Origin of the sequence: Mycobacterium numidiamassiliense (assembly GCF_900157365.1) — a bacterium.
Lineage (GTDB): Bacteria > Actinomycetota > Actinomycetes > Mycobacteriales > Mycobacteriaceae > Mycobacterium > Mycobacterium numidiamassiliense.
The window spans coordinates 4,327,333-4,348,520 of the sequence record NZ_FUEZ01000004.1; the positions used below are offsets into that span (position 1 = coordinate 4,327,333).

Annotated in this window: 21 protein-coding genes; 18 read left to right on the plus strand and 3 right to left on the minus strand. The window is 66.4% G+C overall.

What is annotated here, in order from left to right; all coding sequences use genetic code 11:
* Positions 1-7: 7 nt before the first annotated feature.
* The 3 genes from MNAB215_RS28690 to mqo are packed head-to-tail and all read right to left on the minus strand — an operon-like array spanning position 8 to position 3,794.
* Complete coding sequence (locus MNAB215_RS28690; protein WP_077081767.1) at positions 8-1,846, minus strand: magnesium chelatase subunit D family protein; 1,839 nt, start codon at positions 1,844-1,846, stop codon at positions 8-10.
* Positions 1,843-2,313 (minus strand): GNAT family N-acetyltransferase, encoded by a 471-nt coding sequence (locus MNAB215_RS28695; RefSeq protein ID WP_077081768.1) that lies wholly within the window; start codon positions 2,311-2,313, stop codon positions 1,843-1,845. Before MNAB215_RS28695 ends, MNAB215_RS28690 begins: the two co-directional genes overlap by 4 nt.
* Positions 2,310-3,794 (minus strand): malate dehydrogenase (quinone), encoded by a 1,485-nt coding sequence (gene mqo, locus MNAB215_RS28700; protein WP_077081769.1) that lies wholly within the window; start codon positions 3,792-3,794, stop codon positions 2,310-2,312. The genes MNAB215_RS28695 and mqo overlap by 4 nt, the downstream gene beginning before the upstream one ends.
* Before the next feature lie 108 nt (positions 3,795-3,902).
* Here mqo and MNAB215_RS28705 point away from each other — a divergent pair, with 108 nt between their 5' ends.
* The 18 genes from MNAB215_RS28705 (at position 3,903) to hypE (ending at position 21,185) form a co-directional block, all read left to right on the plus strand.
* Entirely contained in the window at positions 3,903-4,922 is a 1,020-nt protein-coding gene (locus tag MNAB215_RS28705) for an alpha/beta hydrolase (RefSeq protein WP_077081770.1), read from the plus strand.
* 4 nt (positions 4,923-4,926) lie between these two features.
* Positions 4,927-6,306 (plus strand): mycothione reductase, encoded by a 1,380-nt coding sequence (mtr, locus tag MNAB215_RS28710; protein WP_077081771.1) that lies wholly within the window; start codon positions 4,927-4,929, stop codon positions 6,304-6,306.
* 5 nt (positions 6,307-6,311) lie between these two features.
* A complete protein-coding gene (gene nicT, locus MNAB215_RS28715) occupies positions 6,312-7,400 on the plus strand; it encodes a Nickel transporter NicT (protein WP_077081772.1) in 1,089 nt (362 codons plus the stop codon).
* An 87-nt stretch (positions 7,401-7,487) separates the two neighbouring features.
* Entirely contained in the window at positions 7,488-7,823 is a 336-nt protein-coding gene (locus MNAB215_RS28720) for a hydrogenase maturation nickel metallochaperone HypA (protein ID WP_077081773.1), read from the plus strand.
* Positions 7,824-7,851: 28 nt separating this feature from the next.
* Complete coding sequence (gene hypB, locus MNAB215_RS28725) at positions 7,852-8,646, plus strand: hydrogenase nickel incorporation protein HypB (protein WP_077081774.1); 795 nt, start codon at positions 7,852-7,854, stop codon at positions 8,644-8,646.
* Positions 8,647-8,915: 269 nt separating this feature from the next.
* Positions 8,916-9,971: an NADH-quinone oxidoreductase subunit B family protein gene (locus MNAB215_RS28730; protein WP_077081775.1), complete on the plus strand. Its 1,056-nt coding sequence runs from the start codon at positions 8,916-8,918 to the stop codon at positions 9,969-9,971.
* Positions 9,972-10,046: 75 nt separating this feature from the next.
* Positions 10,047-11,846, plus strand: coding sequence for a nickel-dependent hydrogenase large subunit (locus tag MNAB215_RS28735; protein WP_077081776.1), 1,800 nt, complete (start codon positions 10,047-10,049; stop codon positions 11,844-11,846).
* A 3-nt stretch (positions 11,847-11,849) separates the two neighbouring features.
* Positions 11,850-12,740, plus strand: a complete 891-nt coding sequence (locus tag MNAB215_RS28740) for a NifU family protein (RefSeq protein WP_077081777.1) — start codon at positions 11,850-11,852, stop codon at positions 12,738-12,740.
* On the plus strand, positions 12,737-13,384 hold the full coding sequence (locus MNAB215_RS28745; RefSeq protein ID WP_077081778.1) for a DUF5947 family protein: 648 nt from the start codon (positions 12,737-12,739) through the stop codon (positions 13,382-13,384). The genes MNAB215_RS28740 and MNAB215_RS28745 overlap by 4 nt, the downstream gene beginning before the upstream one ends.
* A complete protein-coding gene (locus MNAB215_RS28750) occupies positions 13,381-14,028 on the plus strand; it encodes a DUF6084 family protein (protein WP_077081779.1) in 648 nt (215 codons plus the stop codon). The genes MNAB215_RS28745 and MNAB215_RS28750 overlap by 4 nt, the downstream gene beginning before the upstream one ends.
* Positions 14,025-15,365 (plus strand): hypothetical protein, encoded by a 1,341-nt coding sequence (locus tag MNAB215_RS28755; protein WP_077081780.1) that lies wholly within the window; start codon positions 14,025-14,027, stop codon positions 15,363-15,365. Before MNAB215_RS28750 ends, MNAB215_RS28755 begins: the two co-directional genes overlap by 4 nt.
* 12 nt (positions 15,366-15,377) lie before the next feature.
* On the plus strand, positions 15,378-15,497 hold the full coding sequence (locus MNAB215_RS30875; protein WP_425436531.1) for a DUF6893 family small protein: 120 nt from the start codon (positions 15,378-15,380) through the stop codon (positions 15,495-15,497).
* 17 nt (positions 15,498-15,514) lie between these two features.
* On the plus strand, positions 15,515-16,024 hold the full coding sequence (locus tag MNAB215_RS28760) for a hydrogenase maturation protease (protein WP_077081781.1): 510 nt from the start codon (positions 15,515-15,517) through the stop codon (positions 16,022-16,024).
* Between the two features lie 3 nt (positions 16,025-16,027).
* The gene (locus MNAB215_RS28765) at positions 16,028-16,294 is read left to right on the plus strand and encodes a HypC/HybG/HupF family hydrogenase formation chaperone (RefSeq protein WP_077081782.1); all 267 of its coding nucleotides are present in this window, start codon (positions 16,028-16,030) and stop codon (positions 16,292-16,294) included.
* A gap of 1 nt (position 16,295) precedes the next feature.
* The gene (hypF, locus tag MNAB215_RS28770) at positions 16,296-18,668 is read left to right on the plus strand and encodes a carbamoyltransferase HypF (protein ID WP_077081783.1); all 2,373 of its coding nucleotides are present in this window, start codon (positions 16,296-16,298) and stop codon (positions 18,666-18,668) included.
* Positions 18,665-19,405 carry a hydrogenase assembly protein HupF gene (locus MNAB215_RS28775; RefSeq protein WP_077081784.1) on the plus strand — a complete coding sequence of 247 codons (741 nt, stop codon included), beginning with the start codon at positions 18,665-18,667 and terminating at the stop codon, positions 19,403-19,405. Before hypF ends, MNAB215_RS28775 begins: the two co-directional genes overlap by 4 nt.
* The gene (locus MNAB215_RS28780) at positions 19,402-20,076 is read left to right on the plus strand and encodes a D-sedoheptulose-7-phosphate isomerase (RefSeq protein ID WP_077081785.1); all 675 of its coding nucleotides are present in this window, start codon (positions 19,402-19,404) and stop codon (positions 20,074-20,076) included. The genes MNAB215_RS28775 and MNAB215_RS28780 overlap by 4 nt, the downstream gene beginning before the upstream one ends.
* A complete protein-coding gene (hypE, locus tag MNAB215_RS28785; protein WP_077081786.1) occupies positions 20,073-21,185 on the plus strand; it encodes a hydrogenase expression/formation protein HypE in 1,113 nt (370 codons plus the stop codon). Before MNAB215_RS28780 ends, hypE begins: the two co-directional genes overlap by 4 nt.
* Positions 21,186-21,188 lie beyond the last annotated feature (3 nt).

Sequence of the window (21,188 nt, forward strand, 5' to 3'; positions counted from 1 at the left end):
CCGATCGTCAAGCCACGCTGCGTACGGCCCGGGTCAGATAGTCGGCATGCAACTGTTCGAGCCGGACCGCGGGCGCGCCGAGCTGACGGGCCAGCTGGGTCGCCAATCCCAGTCGTACATAGGATGTTTCGCAGTCCACCACCACCGCGGCCGCGCCTTCGGCGACCAGCCGGGCCGCCGCGGTTCGGCTGCGGCCCAACGGGTCTGGACCCGCGGTGGCCCGGCCGTCGGTGAGCACCACCACCAGCGGACGCCGCGGACAGGCGCGCGCCTTCTCCCTGACGATGAGCTGACGCGCGGCCAGCAGGCCCTCGGCGAGTGGAGTTCTACCGCCGGTGTCGAATCGGGACAGTCGCCGGCCGGCGATGTGCGCCGATGACGTCGGCGGCAGCAGTAGCCGCGCTTCGTCCTGCCGGAACGTGATCACCGCGACCTTGTCACGACGCTGGTAGGCGTCGCGCAACAGCGACAGGGCGGCGCCGCTGACCGCGGCCATCCGGTCGCGGGCGGCCATCGAACCGGACGCATCGACGACGAAGATCACCAGATTGCCTTCCCGGCCTTCGCGAATGGCCCGGCGCACGTCGTGCGGCCGCGGCCGCAGCGGCCCGGATCCGGCGTGCTCGGCGGCCGACAATAAAGTGGCGAACACATGCAGCCCGTGCGCGCCGGGGCCGGCGTCGGCGCCGTCGGTCGCGGCGATCACAATGCCGGAGGTGTTGCGGGCCCGCGACCGACGGCCCGGTGCGCCGTAGCCGACGCCCGGCACGGTGAGTGCTCGGGTGCGAAACGTCTTCGACGGGGGCGCGCTGGGCCGCGGCGCCTGCGGCGGGGATGAACTCGAATTCCGTTGTGCCGGTTCGCCTTCCATTTCGACTGACTGCCCGCCGCCGGGTGGATCAGGATCGGGCTGCGGATCGCCTGCGCCTGCCTGCTCGAGCGCGGCATCCAGCTGGTCGCGGTCGATGCCCGGGTCGTCGAACGGGTCGCGGCGGCGCCGATGCGGCAATGCCAGTTCGGCGGCCGCCCGCACGTCCTGCTCGTCGACGGTGTTCGCGCCGCGCCACGCGGCGTGCGCGGCGGCGGTACGGGCCAGCACCAGGTCGGCCCGCATGCCGTCGACGTCGAAAGCCGCACACAGTGCCGCGATGCGGCGTAACTCGTTGTCCGGCAACACCACATCATCGACGAGCGCACGCGCGGCAGCAATCCGCCGGGCCAATTGGGCGTCGGCCTCAGCGTAACGCTCGGCGAAGGCATCCGGGTCGGCCTCGTAGGCCATCCGCTGCCGGATGACCTCCACCCGCACGTCGACATCACGCGAGGCGCGCACGTCGACGGTCAGACCGAAGCGGTCCAACAGTTGCGGACGTAGTTCGCCCTCTTCGGGATTCATCGTGCCGATCAGCACGAAACGGGCCTCGTGCGAATGCGAGATGCCGTCGCGTTCGACATGTACCCATCCCATCGCCGCGGCATCGAGCAGCACGTCGACCAGATGATCGTGCAGCAGGTTGACCTCGTCGACGTACAGCACCCCGCCATGCGCACGGGCCAGCAGGCCGGGCGAGAACGCGTGCTCCCCGTCGCGCAGCACCCGCTGCAGATCCAGCGAGCCGATCACCCGGTCTTCGGTTGCGCCAAGCGGCATTTCGACCAGGCGGCCACCGTCTGCCCCGGTCGCCGCGGACAGCAGGGCGGCCAAGCCGCGCACCGCGGTCGACTTGGCGGTGCCCTTCTCGCCGCGGATGAGCGCGCCGCCGATTTCCGGGCGCACGGCACACAGCAGCAGCGCGAGCCGCAGCTGATCGTGGCCGACGATCGCACTGAACGGGTAGGGCCTCACGGCTTTGCCACCGGCCCGAAGCCGGGACGCAGCATCGGGACATGCGGAACGCCGTCGTCGACGAAATCCTCGCCGTCGCGGACGAACCCGTGTCGGGCATACATTTCCGCGAGGTAGGTCTGCGCGTTGATGCGGCATGGGTAGTCGCCCACCTCGGCCAGTGCCGCGCGCAGCAGCCGGGTGGTGTGGCCAAGGCCTCGGGCGCTGCGTTTGGTGCACAGCCGGCCGATCCGGAATGCCTTCTGACCTCCGGCGTGCTCCTCCATCAGCCGCAGCGTGCAGATCACTTCACCGTCAGGTCTTTCCAGCCAGAAGTGCCTCGTCTCGGCGAGCAGGTCCCGGCCGTCCAGCTCCGGATACGGGATCGCCTGTTCCACCACGAACACCTCTACCCGCAGCTTGAGCAACTCGTAAAGAGTAGGTACATCAAGGTCTTTGGCCCACACCCGACGCAAAGCTTCTGTCATGACACGCCCAACTTCAAAACCTTCGATCCCCTCGTCCACACCTCGTCAAACAACGCCGGCTCTTGCGATAGCTGGGCGCCCAATGAGGGAACCATCTCCTTGAGCACGGGCTGCCACGCCTGATATCGCTGGGCAAAACATCGCCGCAGGACGTCGAGCATGATCGGTACGGCCGTCGAGGCCCCCGGGGAGCCGCCGAGCATGCCCGCGATGCTGCCGTCTTCGGAACCCACCACGGTGGTGCCGAATTCGAGCACGCCGCCCTTTCGCTTGTCCCGCCGGATCACCTGCACACGCTGGCCGGCCGCCGTCAGCTCCCAATCCGAATCCAGCGCGCCGGGGGCGAATTCGCGTAGCACTCGGACCCGGTCGGGGTGGGACAACCGCAGCTGGCTGATCAAGTAATTCACCAATGTCATCTCTCGTACCCCGACGCCGAGCATCGACAGCACGTTGTCGGGCTTAATGGATCGGGGCAGATCGCTGGCGTGGCCATACTTCAAGAACTTAGGCGACCAGCCGGCATACGGCCCGAATACCAGCCACGACTTGCCGTTCACGTACCGCAGATCCAGGTGCAGCGCACCCAGAGGCGGTGCCCCCGCCGCGGGAACGCCGTACACCTTGGCCCGGTGCGCGGCGGTGAGCTCCGGTTTGCCCGAACGCAGGAACCGGCCGCCGATCGGGAAGCCGGCGAAACCCTTCGCTTCTTTGATGCCGGACTTCTGCAAGAGTGGCAGGGTGTCACCGCCGGCGCCGAGGAAGACGAATCTCGCGTTCAGCGTGCGCTTTTCGCGCGTGCGGCGATTGCTGATCGCCAGTGTCCAGCTGCCGTCGGACCGCCGGGTCAGGTTGCGGACCTCGTGACCGAACAGGGCGGTCGCGCCGTTGCGTACGCAGTAGCCCAGGAGCTGTTTGGACAGCGCACCGAAGTCGACGTCGGTGCCGTCGTCGGCCCAGTTGAGCGCAACCGGCTCGGAGAAATCACGTTTGGCCGCCATGAGCGGGAGCCGGCGGGCGAATTCATCCGGGTCGTCGATTAACTCGGTGCGGGCGAACAGTGGATTGCCGGCCAGCGCCGCGCGCCGGCGCCGCAAGTACGCAACACGGTCGGCCCCGCGGACGAAGCTCACGTGCGGGACCGGGTTGAGAAAGCCGCGATCGGCCAGGATGCCGTTCTCGATGGCGTAGGCCCAGAATTGCCGCGTCACCTGGAACTGCTCGTTGATGGTCACCGCTTTGGTGATGTCGATCGAGCCGTCGGCCCGCTGCGGGGTGTAGTTCAGCTCGCACAGCGCGGAGTGCCCGGTGCCTGCGTTGTTCCACGGGCTGCTGCTTTCGGCGGCGGCGGCGTCCAGCCGCTCGATCACCGTGATCGACCAGTCCGGCTCCAACCGACGCAGCAATGCACCCAGGGTGGCGCTCATGATGCCCGCGCCAACCAGCACGACGTCGACGCGCGTGGTTCCTCCGTCTGACAACTGGTCGTTGGTCCTCTCTTGGCCGCCCTGCAGATCTCAGGTTATCCCGAGCCAGCTGCCCATACCGACCCGTGCCGTTTCCTCTAGCAAAACCGATAAGCTGGCCTCGTGACTGGCTGGGAGCCCGACATCCTGCCTGGCTACCGGCAGTGCACGATCCCGCTCGGGCTCGATCCCGCCGGCGAGGGCGACATCGCCGCAACCCTGATCCGGCGCGACGGCGAAGCCGGTACCGCCCACGCGGTGCTGACCGTGCACGGTTACACCGACTACTTCTTCAACACCGCGCTGGGTGATCACTTCGCCAGCCGCGGCTTCGACTTCTATGCGCTGGACTTGCAGAAATGCGGCCGCTCGCGACGCGACGGCCAGACTCCGCACTTCATCACCGACCTGGCCCACTACGACGTCGAGCTGGAACGCGCACTGGCGATCATCGGCGAGCGCGCCGGTCCCGGCCATCGAATCCTGGTGTACGGCCATTCGGCCGGCGGGCTCATCGTGTCGCTCTGGCTGGACCGGCTGCGCCGTCAGCGCCCCACCGCCCACCGGAACATCGGCGGGCTGGTGCTCAACAGCCCGTTCCTGGATCTGCACGGCCCGGCGATCGTTCGCCTGCCGGTGACCTCGGCGATGATCCGCGGGCTGTCGCGGGCCCGCTCCAAGGGGGTGTTGGTGCGGCCGCCGAGCAAAGGCGGTTACGGCAACACCCTGCACCGCGACTTCGACGGCGAGTTCGACTACAACCTGCACTGGAAACCGTTGGGCGGCTTCCCCATCACCTTCGGCTGGCTGCACGCCGTGCGCCGCGGCCAGGCCCGGCTGCATCGGGGGCTCGACGTCGGTGTGCCCAACCTGATCCTGCGCTCGGATCACAGCGTGGGCCGAAACGCCGATTCGGCAAAGATGCAGCGCGGCGACGCGGTTCTCGACGTCACCCAGATCGCCCGGTGGGCCGGCTGTATCGGGGACCGCAGCACCGTCGTTCCCGTGGCCGATGCCAAACACGATGTGTTCCTGTCGCTGCCGGAGCCGCGCCAGGCCGCCTATCGCGAACTGGACCGGTGGCTGGATGGCTACCTGGGCGCCCGTCGCGCCGGCGCGTCGGCATCATCGGGAAAGGGGTGAGGGCGTGGAGGCGTATGACATCGCGATCATCGGAGCGGGTTCGGGCAACAGCATCCTCGACGATCGTTTCGCCAACAAGCGGGCAGCGCTCTGCGAGCAGAGCACCTTCGGCGGCACCTGCCTCAACGTCGGGTGCATCCCGACCAAGATGTTCGTCTACACCGCCGAAGTCGCCAAGACCATCGGGGATTCCGCGCGCTACGGCGTCGACGGGCACATCGAGAAGGTGCGCTGGGACGATATCGTCTCGCGCATCTTCGGGCGGATCGACCCGATCGCGCATGCCGGCGAACAATACCGGCGCGCGGCACCCAACATCGACGTCTACGGCCGGCACACCCGATTCGGGCCGGTGCAGGCCGACGGACGCTATCTGCTGCGCACCGACGGTGGTGAGCAATTCACCGCCGATCAGGTGGTGATCGCCGCGGGCGCGCGCCCGGTGATTCCGCCCGCGATCCTCACCTCCGGCGTCCCGTATCACACCAGCGACACCGTGATGCGGATATCGGAGTTGCCCGAACACCTGGTGATCGTCGGAAGCGGCTTTGTGGCAGCCGAATTCGCGCATATCTTCTCCGCTCTCGGGGTGCGGATCACCATGGTGATCCGCGGCAGCACGTTGCTGCGAGATTTCGACGACACCATCTGCCAACGATTCACCCGCGTCGCCGCATCCAAATGGGAGCTGCGTACCCACCGCAACATCGTGGGCGCCGCCAAGCACGGTTCCGGCGTCAGGCTGGAGCTCGACGACGGTAACTCGATCAACACCGACCTGCTGCTGGTGGCCACCGGCCGGGTGCCGAACGCCGACCGGCTCAACGCCGGGCCGGCCGGTATCGACATCGAAGACGGCCGGGTGGTCGTCGACGAGTACCAACGGACCTCCGCGCGTGGGGTTTTCGCGTTGGGTGACGTCTCGTCGCCGTATCAGCTCAAGCACGTCGCCAATCACGAGGCACGCGTGGTGCGACACAATCTACTGCACGACTGGGACGACACCGAGTCGATGGCCAGGACCGACCATCGCTACGTCCCGTCGGCGGTCTTCACCGATCCTCAGCTGGCAATGGTCGGACTGACCGAAAACCAAGCCATTGCATTGGGATTCGACATTTCGGTGTCAGTCCAGAATTACACGGACACCGCCTACGGCTGGGCCATGGAGGACACCATCGGCATCGTCAAGCTGATCGCGGAGCGCAATAGTGGTCGCCTGCTCGGCGCGCACATCATGGGTTATCAGGCGTCGTCGATCATCCAGCCGCTGATTCAGGCGATGAGCTTCGGGCTGACCGCGCCGGACATGGCTCGCGGGCAGTACTGGATTCACCCGGCACTGCCCGAGGTGATCGAGAACGCGCTGCTGGATCTGCGGTGACGTCAATGCCAGCCCTGGCATCGCTGCGCGCCGCCTTGGCCCCGGCGGAATGGCGGCGGCTCGGCGCGATGGCAGCGGTCGTCGTCGCGCTGCACCTGATCGGGTGGGGCATCCTGGTCTACGTCGTCGATCCTGCCCAATTAAGCCTGGGCGGCAAGGCTTTTGGCATCGGCATCGGGCTGACGGCCTATACCCTTGGCCTGCGGCACGCCTTCGACGCCGACCATATCGCCGCGATCGACAACACCACCCGCAAACTGATGAGCGATGGACAACGCCCGCTGGCCGTCGGATTCTTCTTCTCGCTGGGGCACTCCACCGTGGTGTTCGCATTGGCGGCGTTGCTGGCGACCGGGGTCAAGTGGATCGCCGGACCGGTCGCCGACGACTCGTCGACGCTGCACCACTACACCGGCGTGATCGGGGCCAGCGTCTCGGGTGTATTCCTCTATGTGATCGCCGCTCTCAACCTCATCGTCTTGGTGGGAATCCTGCGGGTATTCGTCCGATTGCGCCGGGGCGACTACGAAGAGGCCGAGTTGGAACGGCAGTTGGACAACCGCGGACTGCTCAATCGATTCCTGGGCCGCTTCGCCACCTCGATAACCCGGTCCTGGCACATCTACCCGATCGGGGTGCTGTTCGGCCTGGGTTTCGACACCGCCACCGAGATCGCACTTCTGGTCCTGGCCGGCACCACGGCCGCGGCCGGGCTGCCGTGGTACGCGATCCTGTGTTTGCCAGTCTTGTTCACCGCTGGCATGTGTCTGCTGGACACCATTGACGGCTCGTTCATGAACTTCGCCTACGGCTGGGCCTTTTCCAGCCCGGTCCGCAAGATCTACTACAACATCATGATCACCGGCCTTTCGGTCGCGGTTGCGTTGCTGATCGGCAGCATCGAGCTTCTGGGCCTGTTTGCCGGCCAACTGGGTTGGCGGGGTCCGTTCTGGGATTGGCTCAGTGGCCTGGACCTCAACACGCTGGGCTTCATCGTCGTCGGCATGTTCGCCGTCACCTGGGCGGTCGCGCTGCTGGTATGGCGCTACGGTCGGATCGAGGAGAAGTGGTCCCGCGACGAAACCGCGACCTGAATCCGCCGCACGCTGCCAGCTACTCGTCGCGGCTGTTCGGGTGTAGAAACGATTTCATGGGCCCCCGCCCGAGGCCGGTGACCGGCCATGCATGAGTTGTCGCTGTGCGAGGCGATCGCCGGCGTGGTCAAGACGCACGCCGACGGCCGGCACGTCGACGTGGTGCGAGTGCGGATCGGCGCACTTCGCCAGGTGGTACCGGAATCGTTGTCGTTCTGCTGGACGTTGGTGCGCGACTCCGAGAACATGCCGGATGCCGAGCTGGAACTCGAGTGCGTCATCGCCGAGGTGCACTGCCGAGCGTGCGGGCGGCAGTCGGAGATCGCCTCAGCATGGTCGATCTGGTGCCCCCAGTGCGACAGCTCCGACGTCGAGGTACTCCGCGGCAATGAATTCCTGGTGACGTCGCTGGATGTCTCGTGAAAGGTTGTCATCGTGAAGAGATCTAGCGATGGGTAGATTTCATCGGCACGACGACGGAACCGTGCATAGCCACGAGCACGATCACCTTCCCCACGATCACGACGATGGCGACCACGATCACGACCATGGCGATCACCGTCACTACCAGACGGGCACGCAGCGTATCGAGGTGTTGGAAGCGATCTTCGCCGAGAACGACGCACTCGCCCAGGCCAATCGCGTGGCGTTCGAGAGCAACGGAATCCGCGCACTCAACCTGATGAGCTCACCAGGCTCGGGCAAGACCACCGTTTTGCAGGCAACGCTGGACGAGCTCGCCGGCGAACTTGCGATCGGTGTGGTGGAGGGCGACATCGCCACCGACCTCGACGCGGCAAAGCTCAGTGGCCGGGGTGCTCAAGTGTCTTTGCTCAACACCAGCAACGGCTTTGGCGGCGAGTGCCATCTGGATGCACCGATGGTTAGTCGTGCCCTGCCGGGCCTTGACCTGCCCGCCCTGGATCTGGTGATCGTCGAGAACGTCGGAAATTTGGTCTGCCCGGCGGAGTTCGACGTCGGCGAGCACGCCAAAGCCATGGTCTACTCGGTCACCGAAGGTGAGGACAAGCCGTTGAAGTACCCGGTCATGTTTCGATCGGTGGATGTGGTGCTGCTCAACAAGATTGACTTGGTGCCTTACCTGGATGCGGACATGGACACATACATCGCGCACGTCCGGGAGGTCAATGCGACCGCGGCGATCCTGCCGGTCAGCGCGCGCACCGGAGCCGGCATGGCCGCGTGGTTCGGTTGGCTTCGGCGATTCGCCGGGGATGGTGAATAAGGTCTGCAAACGCCACGCGAGCGCCCCGGGGAGATTAGCCTGGCTCACCGGTTCGCCACGATCGGCTGCGAATTTCGAAATCCCTTGCCGTGCAGAGAGAAAAGACGTGACAGAAAGAGCTATGCGACATTTGTTCAGTTGTCGAAAAGCGTCGGAACCGTTGACAACTCCGAGGGTCCGGAGTAGACCCAAAACCAGCGCTGCGCAAGTGGGCCGACGGTCGACTCCGGCAGCGTAGGGGCCCCAGCCCGGCCCCGGAAAGCTGCGGAATGCTCACAGAAGCAGCAGTCAAAGCGGAAGAAACGTTGATCCATGTGCTGTGGATCAACGCAGGTCTCAGTTGTGACGGTGATTCGGTGGCGTTGACTGCCGCCACCCAGCCCAGCGTCGAGGAGATCGCCCTCGGGGCGCTCCCCGGCCTTCCCAAGGTCGCCATCCACTGGCCTTTGATCGACTTCGAATGCGGACCCACCGGAGGAGCGGACGATTTCCTCGAGTGGTTCTTCAAAGCCGATCGCGGCGAACTGGAACCGTTTGTGCTCGTCGTCGAGGGATCCATTCCCAACGAGAAGATCAAGGCAGAGGGCTACTGGTGCGGGTTCGGCAACGACCCGGCCACCGGCCAGCCGATGACCACCAGCGAGTGGCTCGACCGTCTCACACCCAAGGCCACCGCGGTCGTCGCAGTCGGGACCTGCGCCACCTACGGCGGCATCCATGCCATGGCAGGCAATCCAACCGGGGCGATGGGCGTGCCCGACTACCTCGGCTGGGAATGGAAGAGCAAGGCCGGCATCCCGATCGTCTGCGTTCCCGGCTGCCCGATCCATCCGGACAACCTGTCGGAGACGCTGACCTATCTGCTCTACATGGCGACCGGCCAGGCTCCCATGATCCCGCTCGACGAAGCACTGCGCCCCAAGTGGTTGTTCGGGGCGACCGTGCACGAAGGCTGCGACCGGGCCGGTTACTACGAGCAAGGTGATTTCGCCACCGAGTACGGGTCACCGAAATGCATTGTCAAACTGGGCTGTTGGGGCCCGGTTGTGAAATGCAACGTGCCCAAGCGCGGATGGATCAACGGCATCGGCGGTTGCCCGAATGTTGGTGGCATCTGCATCGGATGCACCATGCCGGGTTTCCCGGACAAGTTCATGCCGTTCATGGACGAGCCGCCAGGTGGCAAGCTCTCCAGCACCGCATCGAGCTTGTACGGGACCGTGATCCGCAGCCTGCGGGGAATCACGGGGCGCACCCTCGATAAGGAGCCGCGCTGGCGGCACACGGGCACTGAACTCACCACCGGAGCCCGCCGCACCTGGTAGGTCAGCTACCCAGGTCGCCGCGCGTCCCATTCTCACTTCTGACAAAGAGCCCTCGGGCGGAGAGCGGTATTTGCGATGACAACCATCATTCCCGAGCCGACAACATCCAAGCGGGAGCCCGGCCAGCTCGTCGAAATGGCGTGGGACCCGATCACCAGGATCGTCGGCAGCCTCGGCATCTACACCAAGATCGATTTCGAGAACAAGGAAGTCGTCGAGTGCCACAGCACGTCGTCGATCTTCCGCGGCTACTCGATCTTCATGAAGGGCAAGGATCCCCGCGACGCCCACTTCATCACCAGCCGCATCTGCGGTATCTGCGGCGACAACCACGCCACCTGCTCCTGCTACGCGCAGAACATGGCCTACGGCGTCAAGCCGCCGCATCTGGGCGAATGGATCGTCAACCTGGGCGAGGCCGCGGAATACATGTTCGACCACAACATCTTCCAGGAGAACCTGGTCGGTGTGGACTTCTGCGAGAAGATGGTCGCCGAGACCAACCCGAGCGTGCTCTCACTGGCCGAGAAAACTCCGGCGCCACACGCCGATGCGCACGGGTACAAGACGATCGCCGACATCATGCGCTCGCTCAACCCGTTCAGCGGCGAGTTCTACCGCGAGGCGCTTGTGGTCAGTCGCTGGACGCGAGAGATGTTCTGCCTCATGGAGGGTCGCCACGTGCACCCGTCCACGTTGTACCCCGGCGGCGTCGGCACCGTGGCGACCATTCAGCTGATGACCGACTACATGACCCGGCTCATGCGCTATGTCGAGTTCATGAAGAAGGTCGTGCCCATGCACGACGACCTGTTCGACTTTTTCTACGACGCGCTGCCCGGCTACGAGAAGGTCGGATTGCGCCGCACCTTGCTCGGCTGCTGGGGCTCCTTCCAGGACCCCGACGTGTGCAATTTCGAATACAAGGACATGGAGCGCTGGGGTAACGCGATGTTCGTCACCCCGGGCGTCGTGGTTGACGGCAAGCTGGTCACCCATTCGCTGGTGGACATCAACCTCGGCATCCGGATCCTTTTGGGTAGTTCGTATTACGACGACTGGACCGACCAGGAGATGTTCGTCAAGACCGATCCACTGGGCAACCCGGTGGACCGGCGTCACCCGTGGAATCAGCACACCAACCCGCATCCGCAGAAGCGGGAGTTGGACGGCGGCAAGTACAGCTGGGTGATGTCGCCGCGCTGGTTCGACGGCAAGGATCACCTGGCGCTGGACACCGGCGGGGGACCGCTGGCCCGGCTATGGTCGACGGCCCTGGCCGGGCTGGTCGACATCGGCTATGTCAAGGCGACCGGCACCAGCGTGAAGATCAACCTGCCCAAGACCGTCCTCAAGGGTCCGGTCGAATTCGAGTGGAAGATCCCGAAGTACGGCAGCAACACCATCGAACGCGACCGCGCCCGGACCTACTTCCAGGCCTACGCGGCCGCGTGCGCACTGCATTTCGCCGAGAAGGCGCTGGCGGAGATCCGCGCCGGGCGCACCAAGACCTGGGAGAAGTTCGATGTCCCCGACGAGGGCATCGGCTGCGGCTTCACCGAGGCGGTCCGCGGAGTGCTCAGCCACCATATGGTGATCCGGGACGGCAAGATCGCCAACTACCACCCGTACCCGCCCACGCCATGGAATGCCAACCCGCGCGACAGCTTTGGCACCCCGGGCCCCTACGAGGACGCGGTACGGGGGCAGCCGATCTTCGAGGAGAACAACCGGGAGAACTTCAAGGGCATCGACATCATGCGCACGGTGCGCAGCTTCGATCCGTGTCTGCCGTGCGGCGTGCACATGTATCTGGGGAACGGCAAGACCCTGGAGAGAGTGCACACTCCGACCCAGTCGCCCGCCGGGGAGTGACACATGGCGGATCGCCCGACCACCCCCGCGGAACTCCCCGACAACGACGCGCAGTGGCGCACGGCGGGCGATCGAATCCAGACGCTGCTGGATTCGTGCGCGACGGGAGGGGCGGTCGCGTACGAACGCGCACAGCAGCTGGTCCGGGAGGTAGTCGGGCTGTACGGTGCCGGGCTGGAACGGATCATGCTGATAGCCGGGGATCCCGGTTTGACCGAGCGGCTGGCCACCGACGACCTGGTGGCCAGCCTGCTCCTGGTCCACGGCCTACATCCGCACGACGTGCGCCGGCGGGTCTCGGATGCGCTGGACCGGGTGCGCCCCTACCTGGGCTCGCACGGCGGCGATGTGGATCTGCTCGAGGTCACCGACGACACCGTGCGATTGGCCTTCACCGGGAGCTGCAAGAGCTGTCCGTCGTCGGCGGTGACGCTGGAGCTGGCGGTCGAGGACGCGGTTCGGGCGGCCGCGCCTGAGATCTCCGCTATCGAGGTGGTCGCGGCTCAGCCTGCCGCGCCCAGCGGCCTCATTCCTGCCGAATCGCTGCTGGCACGGATGCATCCGCCAGGCTCGGCCTGGCACCCGGTGCCCGAACTCACCCAGCTGGAGCCCGGCGAGGTCGCGGGGTTCGTGGTGTCGGACACCACGCTGCTGGTGTGCCGGGTCGGCGACCAGACGCTGGCCTACCGCGACCATTGTCCGGTGTGCGATGACTCGCTGGCGGGCGCACAACTGCATGAGACACTCCTGGACTGCCCGCGCTGCGGCACCCGCTTCGACGTGGTGCGCGCAGGCGCCGGCCCGGATGGCGCGCACCTCGAGCCTCTGCCCATGCTGCCCCGCGACGGCGTGCCGTCGGTCGCACTGCGAGAGCCGCTGGGAGCGAGCACATGACGACTCCGTATGACGTCCTGGCCCGCATCCGAAGTAGCCGTGCTCCCGAGCCGACTGGCGAGCGGTGTGAAATGTGCTCCGAGTTCATCGCCGAAGAGCATCAGCACGTGGTGAATGTGGCTGGCCGGCAGCTGATGTGCGTCTGCCGCGGCTGCTACCTGCTGTTCACCGACAACGACGCCGAATTGCGCTACCGGGCGGTGCCGGACCGGTATCTGGCGTTCCCGGATTTCGCACTGGACCGCGGCACGTGGGAGGCACTGCAGATTCCGGTGGGCGTGGCGTTCTTCTTCACCAACTCCGACCTCGGGCGCACGGTGGCCTTCTACCCCGGCCCTGCCGGGGCATGCGAATCCGAACTGGACCTCGACGCCTGGAACGCCCTGCGCGCCGCCGACTCGCGGGCGCGCCTGCCGCTCGCCGATGTGGAGGCGCTCCTGGTCAGGGTTCCCGAGACCGATGGCTCCGCTGACGGGCAAGTCACCGAGCCGCAGAGCTATCTGGTACCCATTGATGCCTGCTACGAGTTCGTCGGCCGGTTGCGCACGCTGTGGCGGGGCTTCGACGGAGGACAGCAGGCGCGGGAATTCATCGACGGCTTCTTCGCCCGGATCGCGGCCCGCGCGGCGGAGACAGCCCGATGAACGGGCAACCGCCGGGTCTGACCTTCACCGTTGTCGACGTGGCTCCCGAACCGTACAGCGTCAGCCCGGTGCTCACCGCCCGCATCGCCATCGGCACCGACGAACCGGTACACGCCATCGCGTTGCGGTGCCAGGTCCGGATCGAACCGTCGCGGCGTTCCTACTCCGACGACGAGGCGGCCGGGCTGACCGACCTATTCGGGCCCCGCGAACGCTGGGCGTCGACCCAGCGCACCTTTCTCTGGCAGCACTGCACCGCGCTGGTGGCGGGATTCACCGAGAACACCACCACTCCGCTTGCGCTGGACTGCACCTACGACTTTGAGGTCGCTGCCGCCAAATATCTGCATGCGCTGGGTGACGGTGCACTGCCACTTCAATTCCTCTTCAGCGGAACCATATTCGTCAAGTCCGACCGCGGCTTCTCGGTTCGGCAGGTGCCCTGGGACTGCGAGTCTCGCTACGACATGCCCGTCGCGGTGTGGCACGACCTGATCGCACAGCACTATCCGAACGCCGGGTGGGTGCGGCTGAGCCACGACACCATGGCTGCGCTCGCCGGCTATAAGTCGGCGCAGGGGCTGCTCGATCTCGACCATGCCATCAGCGCGCTGCTCGATGCCGAACGGGAGGCGGCGCGGTGACCTCTTCAAGGGCGTCGAGGTGGGACCATACCCGCGCGGTCGCCGACGCGGTGCTCTACGAAGGCTACTTGCTGTACCCGTACCGCGCCACCTCGAGTAAGAACCAATCACGCTGGCAGTTCGGCGTTTTGGGGCCACCGGGCGCGGCGACCGCAGGCCTGGGCGAAGACGACTCCCTGGCGGCGCAATTCCTGGTCGACGGGGCCCAGGCGATCACGCTGGTGGTGCGGTTCCTGCAGCTGCAGCGCCGCCAGGCGCAATGTCAACTCGCCGAAGTCGGTTTTGCGCCCGTCGCCGAACTGACCACACCGGCCGGGTCCTGGCTGACCTGGGACGAAGCCGTCGAGTGCGAGAGGCCCTTCGGCCCTATCGCACTCGACGGGCAGCGGCACACACTTCCGGTGGTGGCGGACAGTGCCATCGATATCGAGTTCGTGGACGGCGGGCGCTTGGTCCGCGAACGTCGGGAGGTGCGGGGCGAACTGACGGTCAGCAGCGAGACCGACGCCGGGCTGCACCGGGTGTCGATCCACATCGGCAACATCGGCGTTGCCGCCGCCGATAAGGATGACGCCATCACCCGTTCGATGATCGGAACCCATGTCATCGCCGAAGTCGTTGGGGGCCGGTTTGTCTCGCTCCTCGAGCCGCCGCCCGGCGCCGTTGACGCGGCGTCGCGGTGTAACCAGTACCGCTGCTTCCCCGTGCTGGGCGGTCCGCCCGGCGCTGACGACATGCTGCTCGTCTCACCGATCATTCTCTACGACCACCCCGAGGTCGCCGAACAAACCAATGCAGCCCTGTACGACTGCACGGAGATCGACGAGATCCTGACCCTGCGTGTGATGACGATGACGGACGAGGAGAAGGCCCAGGCGCGGGCCACCGACCCGCGGGCCGCGCAGATCATCGACCACTGCGACGCCATGTCGCCCGATGCCATGGCGCGCCTGCACGGGGCGCTTCGGGATCCTCATCGGCCCCCGATGGGGCTGATCCCGGAGATTCCCGAGGGCGTCGATTGGTGGGACCCGATGGCCGACAACGCTGTTCGTCCCGAGATCGACGCGGTGCTGGTGAACGGAGTCCGAGTTGCACGCGACAGCCGGGTACGGTTGCGGCCCAAGCGCAACGCCGACGCCCAAGACATCTTCGTCGCGGGCAAGACCGCGCGGGTCACGTCGGTTCACGAGGACGTCGAGGGCAACAAGCACGTCGGGGTGGTCGTCGACGACGACCCGGCCGCCGACCTGCACGAATGGTATGGCCGCTATCTGTACTTCTCCCCCGACGAGATCGAGCCCCTGCAGGTCGCAGAACCCACAACAAATCCCTGAAAGGAGTTCGACATGGAGGTCTTGGGTTGGATATTCATCGCCCTCATCGCTTTGGTGGCCGGGGTCGGGCTGGCGTTGGGACTGGTATCGCTGCCGGATGCCCGCCGCTACCTCAGACTGAGGCGGATGTAGCCATCTCGGACAATCCGATGGCAGCACGCATCCTGGTGGCCGGGATCGGCAACATATTCCTGGGGGACGACGGGTTCGGCTCCGAAGTCGTCCGTAACGCCGACATCTCACACGACGATCCGAGTGTCCGGGTCATCGATTACGGCATCGCAGGCATGCACCTGGCCTACGACCTACTCGAGCACTGGGACACGCTGGTGCTCGTCGACGCGGTGCCCAGCCGCGGCACACCCGGCGCGTTGCATATCTTCCAAGCCGACCACGACACCGACGAATCAAGTTCAGCCGCAGCCGGTCTGGATGCGCACGGCATGGATCCGGCGGCGGTGTTCGCCAGCCTGCGGGCGCTGGGCGGCAGTCCGCCCTACACGGTGGTCGTCGGGTGTGAGGCGGGCAGCGTCGAAGAAGGCATGGGGCTCACCGAACCGGTGGCCAACGCCGTTCCCCGGGCCGCGAGAGCGGTCGAGGAGATCGTGGCGGCACTGCAAATGCCCTCGGCCGCATTGTCGATGGGCGAGGAGTGCTGAGTCATGTGCCTTGGAATCCCCGGTCAAGTGATCAGGATGCTGGACGGTTACGAGGGTCAGCTGGCGCTGGTCGACGTCGCCGGCCAGCAGCGCAAGGTCAACGTCGGTATGTTGCCGGAAGAGACATTCGTGCAAGGTGACTGGGTGATCATCCATATGGGATTTGTGGTCGAGAAGACCGACCAGGCCGGAGCCGAGCAGGCCATGGCCGGTCTGCAACTCATGGGCCGGGGCACCACCGATCCGACGTTCAGCCCCGAGGGCGGCTGAGATGACCGACGCCTCCCTGATGTTGCAGTCGGGCCGCGCCGATACGGTTGTCCGGCAGCACTTTACCGTGACCGGTGTCGTGCAGGGGGTTGGCTTTCGTCCGTTTGTCTATCGCCTCGCCAGGGAGCTCGACCTGGCCGGATTGGTCGGAAACGATTCCGGTGCAGTCTTTCTCGAAGTGCAGGGTAAGCCGGTACGGGTTGCGGAATTCGCTCGCCGGCTGCGTGCCGATGCCCCGCCACTGGCCCGGATCAGCACCGTGCGCGTGACCGACTTGGCGCCGGATCAGGGCTGGGGAACCGACTTTCGGATCGTGGCCAGTCAGAAAATCACCGGTGCGGCCACGCCGATTCCGCCTGACATCGCCGTCTGCGACGCGTGTGTGGCCGAGTTGTTCGACCCGTACAACCGCCGATACCGGCATCCGTTCATCACCTGCACGAACTGTGGACCGCGGTTCACCATCATCGCGGCATTGCCGTACGACCGCCCGGCCACCACCATGTCGTCATTCGCCATGTGTGAGCGGTGCGCTGCTGAATACCACGATCCCGCCGACCGCCGGTTCCACGCGCAGCCGATCGCCTGCCCTGAGTGCGGGCCGTCGCTGTGGTTCGACTCGCGGGCCGGGGGCCGGGTCGACGGAGCAGACGCCGCGCTGGCCGCGACCCAACGAGCCCTGGCGGCCGGTGCGGTGGTCGCCATCAAGGGAATCGGCGGCTACCACCTGGCCTGCCGCGTCGACGACGAGACGGCGGTCGGTGCGGTACGGGCACGAAAGATGCGGGGCGCCAAGCCCTTGGCCATCCTGGTCCGTGACCTCGCCGTCGCCCGCCGCTATGCCGGCATCGACGACACCGAGGCCGCTGTGCTGTCGGGTGTTGCCCGCCCCATTGTGTTGCTGCGCCGCCGCGCGGACGCTCCGGTCGCCGAGGCGCTGGCCCCCGGCAGCCCGCTGCTCGGACTGATGCTGCCTTACTCCCCCATTCATCACCTGTTGCTGGCGGCCGTGCCCGGCACGGCCGGGCCGGTGCCCGATGCGCTGGTGCTGACCAGCGCCAACCGCTCTGACGAACCGATCTGCTTCACCGACGACGACGCCCGGCTGCGGCTGCCGGAGCTCTGTGACGCCGTGCTCGACCATGATCGACCGATCCACGTGCCCTGTGACGACTCCGTGGTGCGCGTTGTCGACGGCGAGGAACTGCCGATCCGCCGGTCCCGGGGCTATGCGCCGCTGCCGGTCGAGATGGGGCCCGGGGGGCTGAGCGCGCCCGCGGTGCTAGCGGTCGGGGGCGAACTCAAGAATACGTTCTGCCTCACCGACGGCTCGCGCGCCTACATGTCCGGACACATCGGTGACATGGCCACCATGGAGACGTTGGGCGCGTTCGAACGCGCAGTCGGCCAACTCGGCGAAATGCGCTGTCGGCCAACCCGCTTGGCTGCCGATCTGCATCCGGGGTATCACACTCGACTCTGGGCGGAACGTCACACCGGCGATCGACCGCTGGACCTCGTTCAACATCACCACGCACATGTGGTGTCGCTGCTGGCCGAACACGGACGCATCGGTGAACCCATCGTCGGGGTGGCCTTCGACGGCACCGGCTACGGCTGCGACGGGACAGTCTGGGGCGGTGAGGTTCTCACGCTCGGTCCCGATAGCCACCGTTTCGTACGCGCCGGCCACCTGTTGGCCGCGCCGCTGGCGGGCGGGGACGCTGCCGTGCGCAACCCTTGGCGGATGGCGCTGTCCCAGTTGTGGATGGCAGACATCGACTGGACGCCGGATCTGGCACCGGTCGCGGCGGCGGCACCAGACGAATTACGGCTCATTCGTTCGCAATTCGAGAGCGGCACCGGATGCGTGCCGTGCTCGAGCATGGGCCGGCTGTTCGATGCTGTCGCCTCGCTGCTGGGGGTACGGCATCGGATCGATTACGAGGGTCAGGCCGCCATCGAACTCGAGGCTTTGGCCGAGTCGGCCACAGACACTCATCGCACGCTGCTGCCGTCACTGCCGCTGTTGGTGCGGTCCGACGGGGTCATCGATCCGGCCACGATGGTGCAAACTCTGGTGTCGGCGTTGTATGCGGGCACGCCTGCGGCGCTGCTGGCCGCCGCATTCCACCGGGCGGTCGCAACAGCGGTCGCCGAGCTGGTTTCCCAGGTGGCCGGCGCGGTGCGGCTGGTAGGCCTGACCGGCGGCGTCTTCCAAAATGCGCTGCTGTTGCGCGAATGCCGTAATAACCTGCAAATGAAGGGATTCGAAGTTTTGACCCATCGTAGGGTGCCACCCAATGACGGCGGCCTGGCGCTGGGCCAGGCGGCGATCTCGATGCTGATCGCACTCGGGGAGGCGCAGACGTGACGGCCACGACCGCGATCGACCGCGGGCTGAGCACCGAGCTGGCCTCGGATCTGGCCACTGACTTGGCCGCCGCAGCCTTCACGCTGGCCAAGCGATTCGCGGCGGGCGCCACCATGTGGTCGATTGCCCCGTCGTGGGAGCCGCATGCGCTGCATATCGCGGTCGAGTTCGTGCATCCGGTGATCATGGGTAAGCGAGCCTTGCCCGCGGTGGCGCTGACCGGACCCGACCTGGTCGACTTGGTGCGAGTGTCGGTGCGGCCCGGCGACATTGTGGTCGCAGTCTCCGGTGCGGACGACCCGGACGTTCGGTCGGTGATGCGCCGCAGCCCGGCATGGGGAGCCACCACAATATGGATCGGCAGCGGCGAACGACCCCGGATGGGTTTGGCCGATCATGTGCTATGGCTTGATGATCCGGACCCCCGAGTGCCCGCCACGGGTGGCTTCGTGTTGTTCTATCACCTGTTGTGGGAGCTGACCCACGTCTGTTTCGAGCACTCCGGATTGCTCAAACCCGAAGGCGCCGAACCGGTTTGCATCACCTGCAGCGACGAGGGACGGCTAGGCGAAGTGGTGACGGCATCGATTAGCGGTCAAGCCGCGGTCCGTACCGCACGGGGCGTCGAGGACGTCGTGACAACGTTGATCGACCCGGTTGGCGCGGGTGAGCTGGTGCTGGTGCACGCCGGCACCGCAATCAGCCGCCTCGGCGACGAAGAAGTGGGGCTTGCATGAGTCACGACGAGCCGACCGGCTTCCTGTACCCCTTCATCGACGCCGAGGAAGACCTGAAGGACGGCGCAACCGCATCGCTGCTGGCCGACTTGGCCGCGTCGGCGCAGGCCAAAGCATCCGAAAGCCTGGCGTTGCGGCGCTCGACACTGGAAGCCAACGCTGATCTGGTGAACCGGGCCGCCATCGAGATGGCCCGCCGCTTCGAGGCGGGCGGGCGCTTGTTCACCTTCGGAAATGGTGGCAGCTGCACCGATTCCACCACGTTGGCGCGGCTGTTCGCCCGACCGCCGCTAAACACACCGCTCCCAGCGTGGTCGCTGAACGACGATCCGGCGATCGTGACCGCCCTGGGCAACGACGTCGGGTTCGAGCTGGTGTTCGCCCGGCAGCTGATCGCCCGGGCGCGGGCCGGCGACATCGCCGTCGCCATGTCGACCAGCGGCAATTCGCCCAACCTGCTCACGGCCCTGGCCGAAGCGCGACAACGCGGCCTGTACACCATCGGTTTCGCCGGCTACGACGGTGGCGCCTTCGCGAATAACCCAAACGTAGACGCCTGCTTCGTGGTTCGTTCGCAAAGTGTGCACAGGATTCAGGAATCGCAGGCCCTGCTGGGCTATCAGCTGTGGCTGGCGGTCCATTCGCACGATCAAGCCGTGGGGGCCGCATGAGCACGCCGGCAGGCGACTACCTGTCGTCGGGGCCGCGATTCGCCGAAGGTGAGGTGATCGAGCGGATCGAGTCGTTCCGCAGGCGCCGTCCCCGGTTGCTCGACGACCATGTGACGCTGGCCCACGGCGCCGGCGGGAAGGCCGCGGCGGCGTTGGTGGACGCGGTATTCATGGAGGCATTCCGCAATCCGGCGCTGGAGCAGCTGGGCGACGGCGCGGTCCTGACGTTGCCCAGCGGCGAACGCCTGGCGATGTCCACGGATTCATTTGTGGTGCAGCCCAGGCGTTTTCCCGGCGGCTCCATCGGCGAACTGGCTGTCCACGGCACCTGCAACGACCTCGCCATGGCCGGTGCCGTGCCCACCTGGATTTCGGCGGCATTCGTGATCGAAGAAGGATTCCCGATCGCCGAATTGAAGGACATCGTCGCCGATATGGCGGCCGCGGCGGCCCAAGCGGGCGTCCAGATCGTCACCGGCGACACCAAGGTGGTGCCCAGGGGGGCCGCCGACGGCCTGTTCGTCACCACCGCTGGAACAGGTGTCATTCCCCCGGAACGCACGCTGTCGGCGCAGTCGGTGCGCGCTGGTGACAAGGTGCTGTTGTCCGGGTCGATGGGCGATCACGGCATGGCCGTGATGCTCGCCCGGGGAGACTTGGCGCTCGAGGCCGATATTCGCTCCGACACCGCCTGCCTGAGCCCGCTGGTCGAACTGCTGATGGCGGCCGCACCGTCCACCCGCTGGCTGCGCGATGCGACCCGGGGCGGCGTGGGCACCGTGTGCAACGAGTTGGCCCAATCCTGCGGTCTCGGGGTGGTGCTCGTAGAGCAGCGACTACCAGTGCGACCCGTGGTGAACGGCGCCTGCGAATTGCTCGGCATCGATCCCCTCTACGTCGCCAACGAAGGCAAGTTCGTCGCCGTCGTCGCACCGGAGGAGGCCGAAGCCGCCCTCGCCGCGTTGCGATCGCATCCACTGGGCGCCGACGCAGCCGAAGTGGGCGAGATCGTCACCGAACCGGCGGAAACTGTCGTGTTGCGTACCGGCTTCGGTGGCACCCGGATCGTCGACATGCTCGTCGGCGACCCGCTGCCCCGAATCTGCTGAAGG

What these genes read in the sequence shown, in the direction of transcription:
- MNAB215_RS28695 (WP_077081768.1), bottom strand. Translation starts at nt 2,313, where the DNA reads ATGACAGAAGCTTTGCGTCGGGTGTGGGCCAAAGACCTTGATGTACCT.
- nicT (WP_077081772.1), top strand. Translation starts at nt 6,312, where the DNA reads ATGCCAGCCCTGGCATCGCTGCGCGCCGCCTTGGCCCCGGCGGAATGG.
- MNAB215_RS28720 (WP_077081773.1), top strand. Translation starts at nt 7,488, where the DNA reads ATGCATGAGTTGTCGCTGTGCGAGGCGATCGCCGGCGTGGTCAAGACG.
- hypB (WP_077081774.1), top strand. Translation starts at nt 7,852, where the DNA reads ATGGGTAGATTTCATCGGCACGACGACGGAACCGTGCATAGCCACGAG.
- MNAB215_RS28730 (WP_077081775.1), top strand. Translation starts at nt 8,916, where the DNA reads ATGCTCACAGAAGCAGCAGTCAAAGCGGAAGAAACGTTGATCCATGTG.
- MNAB215_RS28735 (WP_077081776.1), top strand. Translation starts at nt 10,047, where the DNA reads ATGACAACCATCATTCCCGAGCCGACAACATCCAAGCGGGAGCCCGGC.
- MNAB215_RS28740 (WP_077081777.1), top strand. Translation starts at nt 11,850, where the DNA reads ATGGCGGATCGCCCGACCACCCCCGCGGAACTCCCCGACAACGACGCG.
- MNAB215_RS28745 (WP_077081778.1), top strand. Translation starts at nt 12,737, where the DNA reads ATGACGACTCCGTATGACGTCCTGGCCCGCATCCGAAGTAGCCGTGCT.
- MNAB215_RS28750 (WP_077081779.1), top strand. Translation starts at nt 13,381, where the DNA reads ATGAACGGGCAACCGCCGGGTCTGACCTTCACCGTTGTCGACGTGGCT.
- MNAB215_RS30875 (WP_425436531.1), top strand. Translation starts at nt 15,378, where the DNA reads ATGGAGGTCTTGGGTTGGATATTCATCGCCCTCATCGCTTTGGTGGCC.
- MNAB215_RS28760 (WP_077081781.1), top strand. Translation starts at nt 15,515, where the DNA reads ATGGCAGCACGCATCCTGGTGGCCGGGATCGGCAACATATTCCTGGGG.
- MNAB215_RS28765 (WP_077081782.1), top strand. Translation starts at nt 16,028, where the DNA reads ATGTGCCTTGGAATCCCCGGTCAAGTGATCAGGATGCTGGACGGTTAC.
- hypF (WP_077081783.1), top strand. Translation starts at nt 16,296, where the DNA reads ATGACCGACGCCTCCCTGATGTTGCAGTCGGGCCGCGCCGATACGGTT.
- MNAB215_RS28780 (WP_077081785.1), top strand. Translation starts at nt 19,402, where the DNA reads ATGAGTCACGACGAGCCGACCGGCTTCCTGTACCCCTTCATCGACGCC.
- hypE (WP_077081786.1), top strand. Translation starts at nt 20,073, where the DNA reads ATGAGCACGCCGGCAGGCGACTACCTGTCGTCGGGGCCGCGATTCGCC.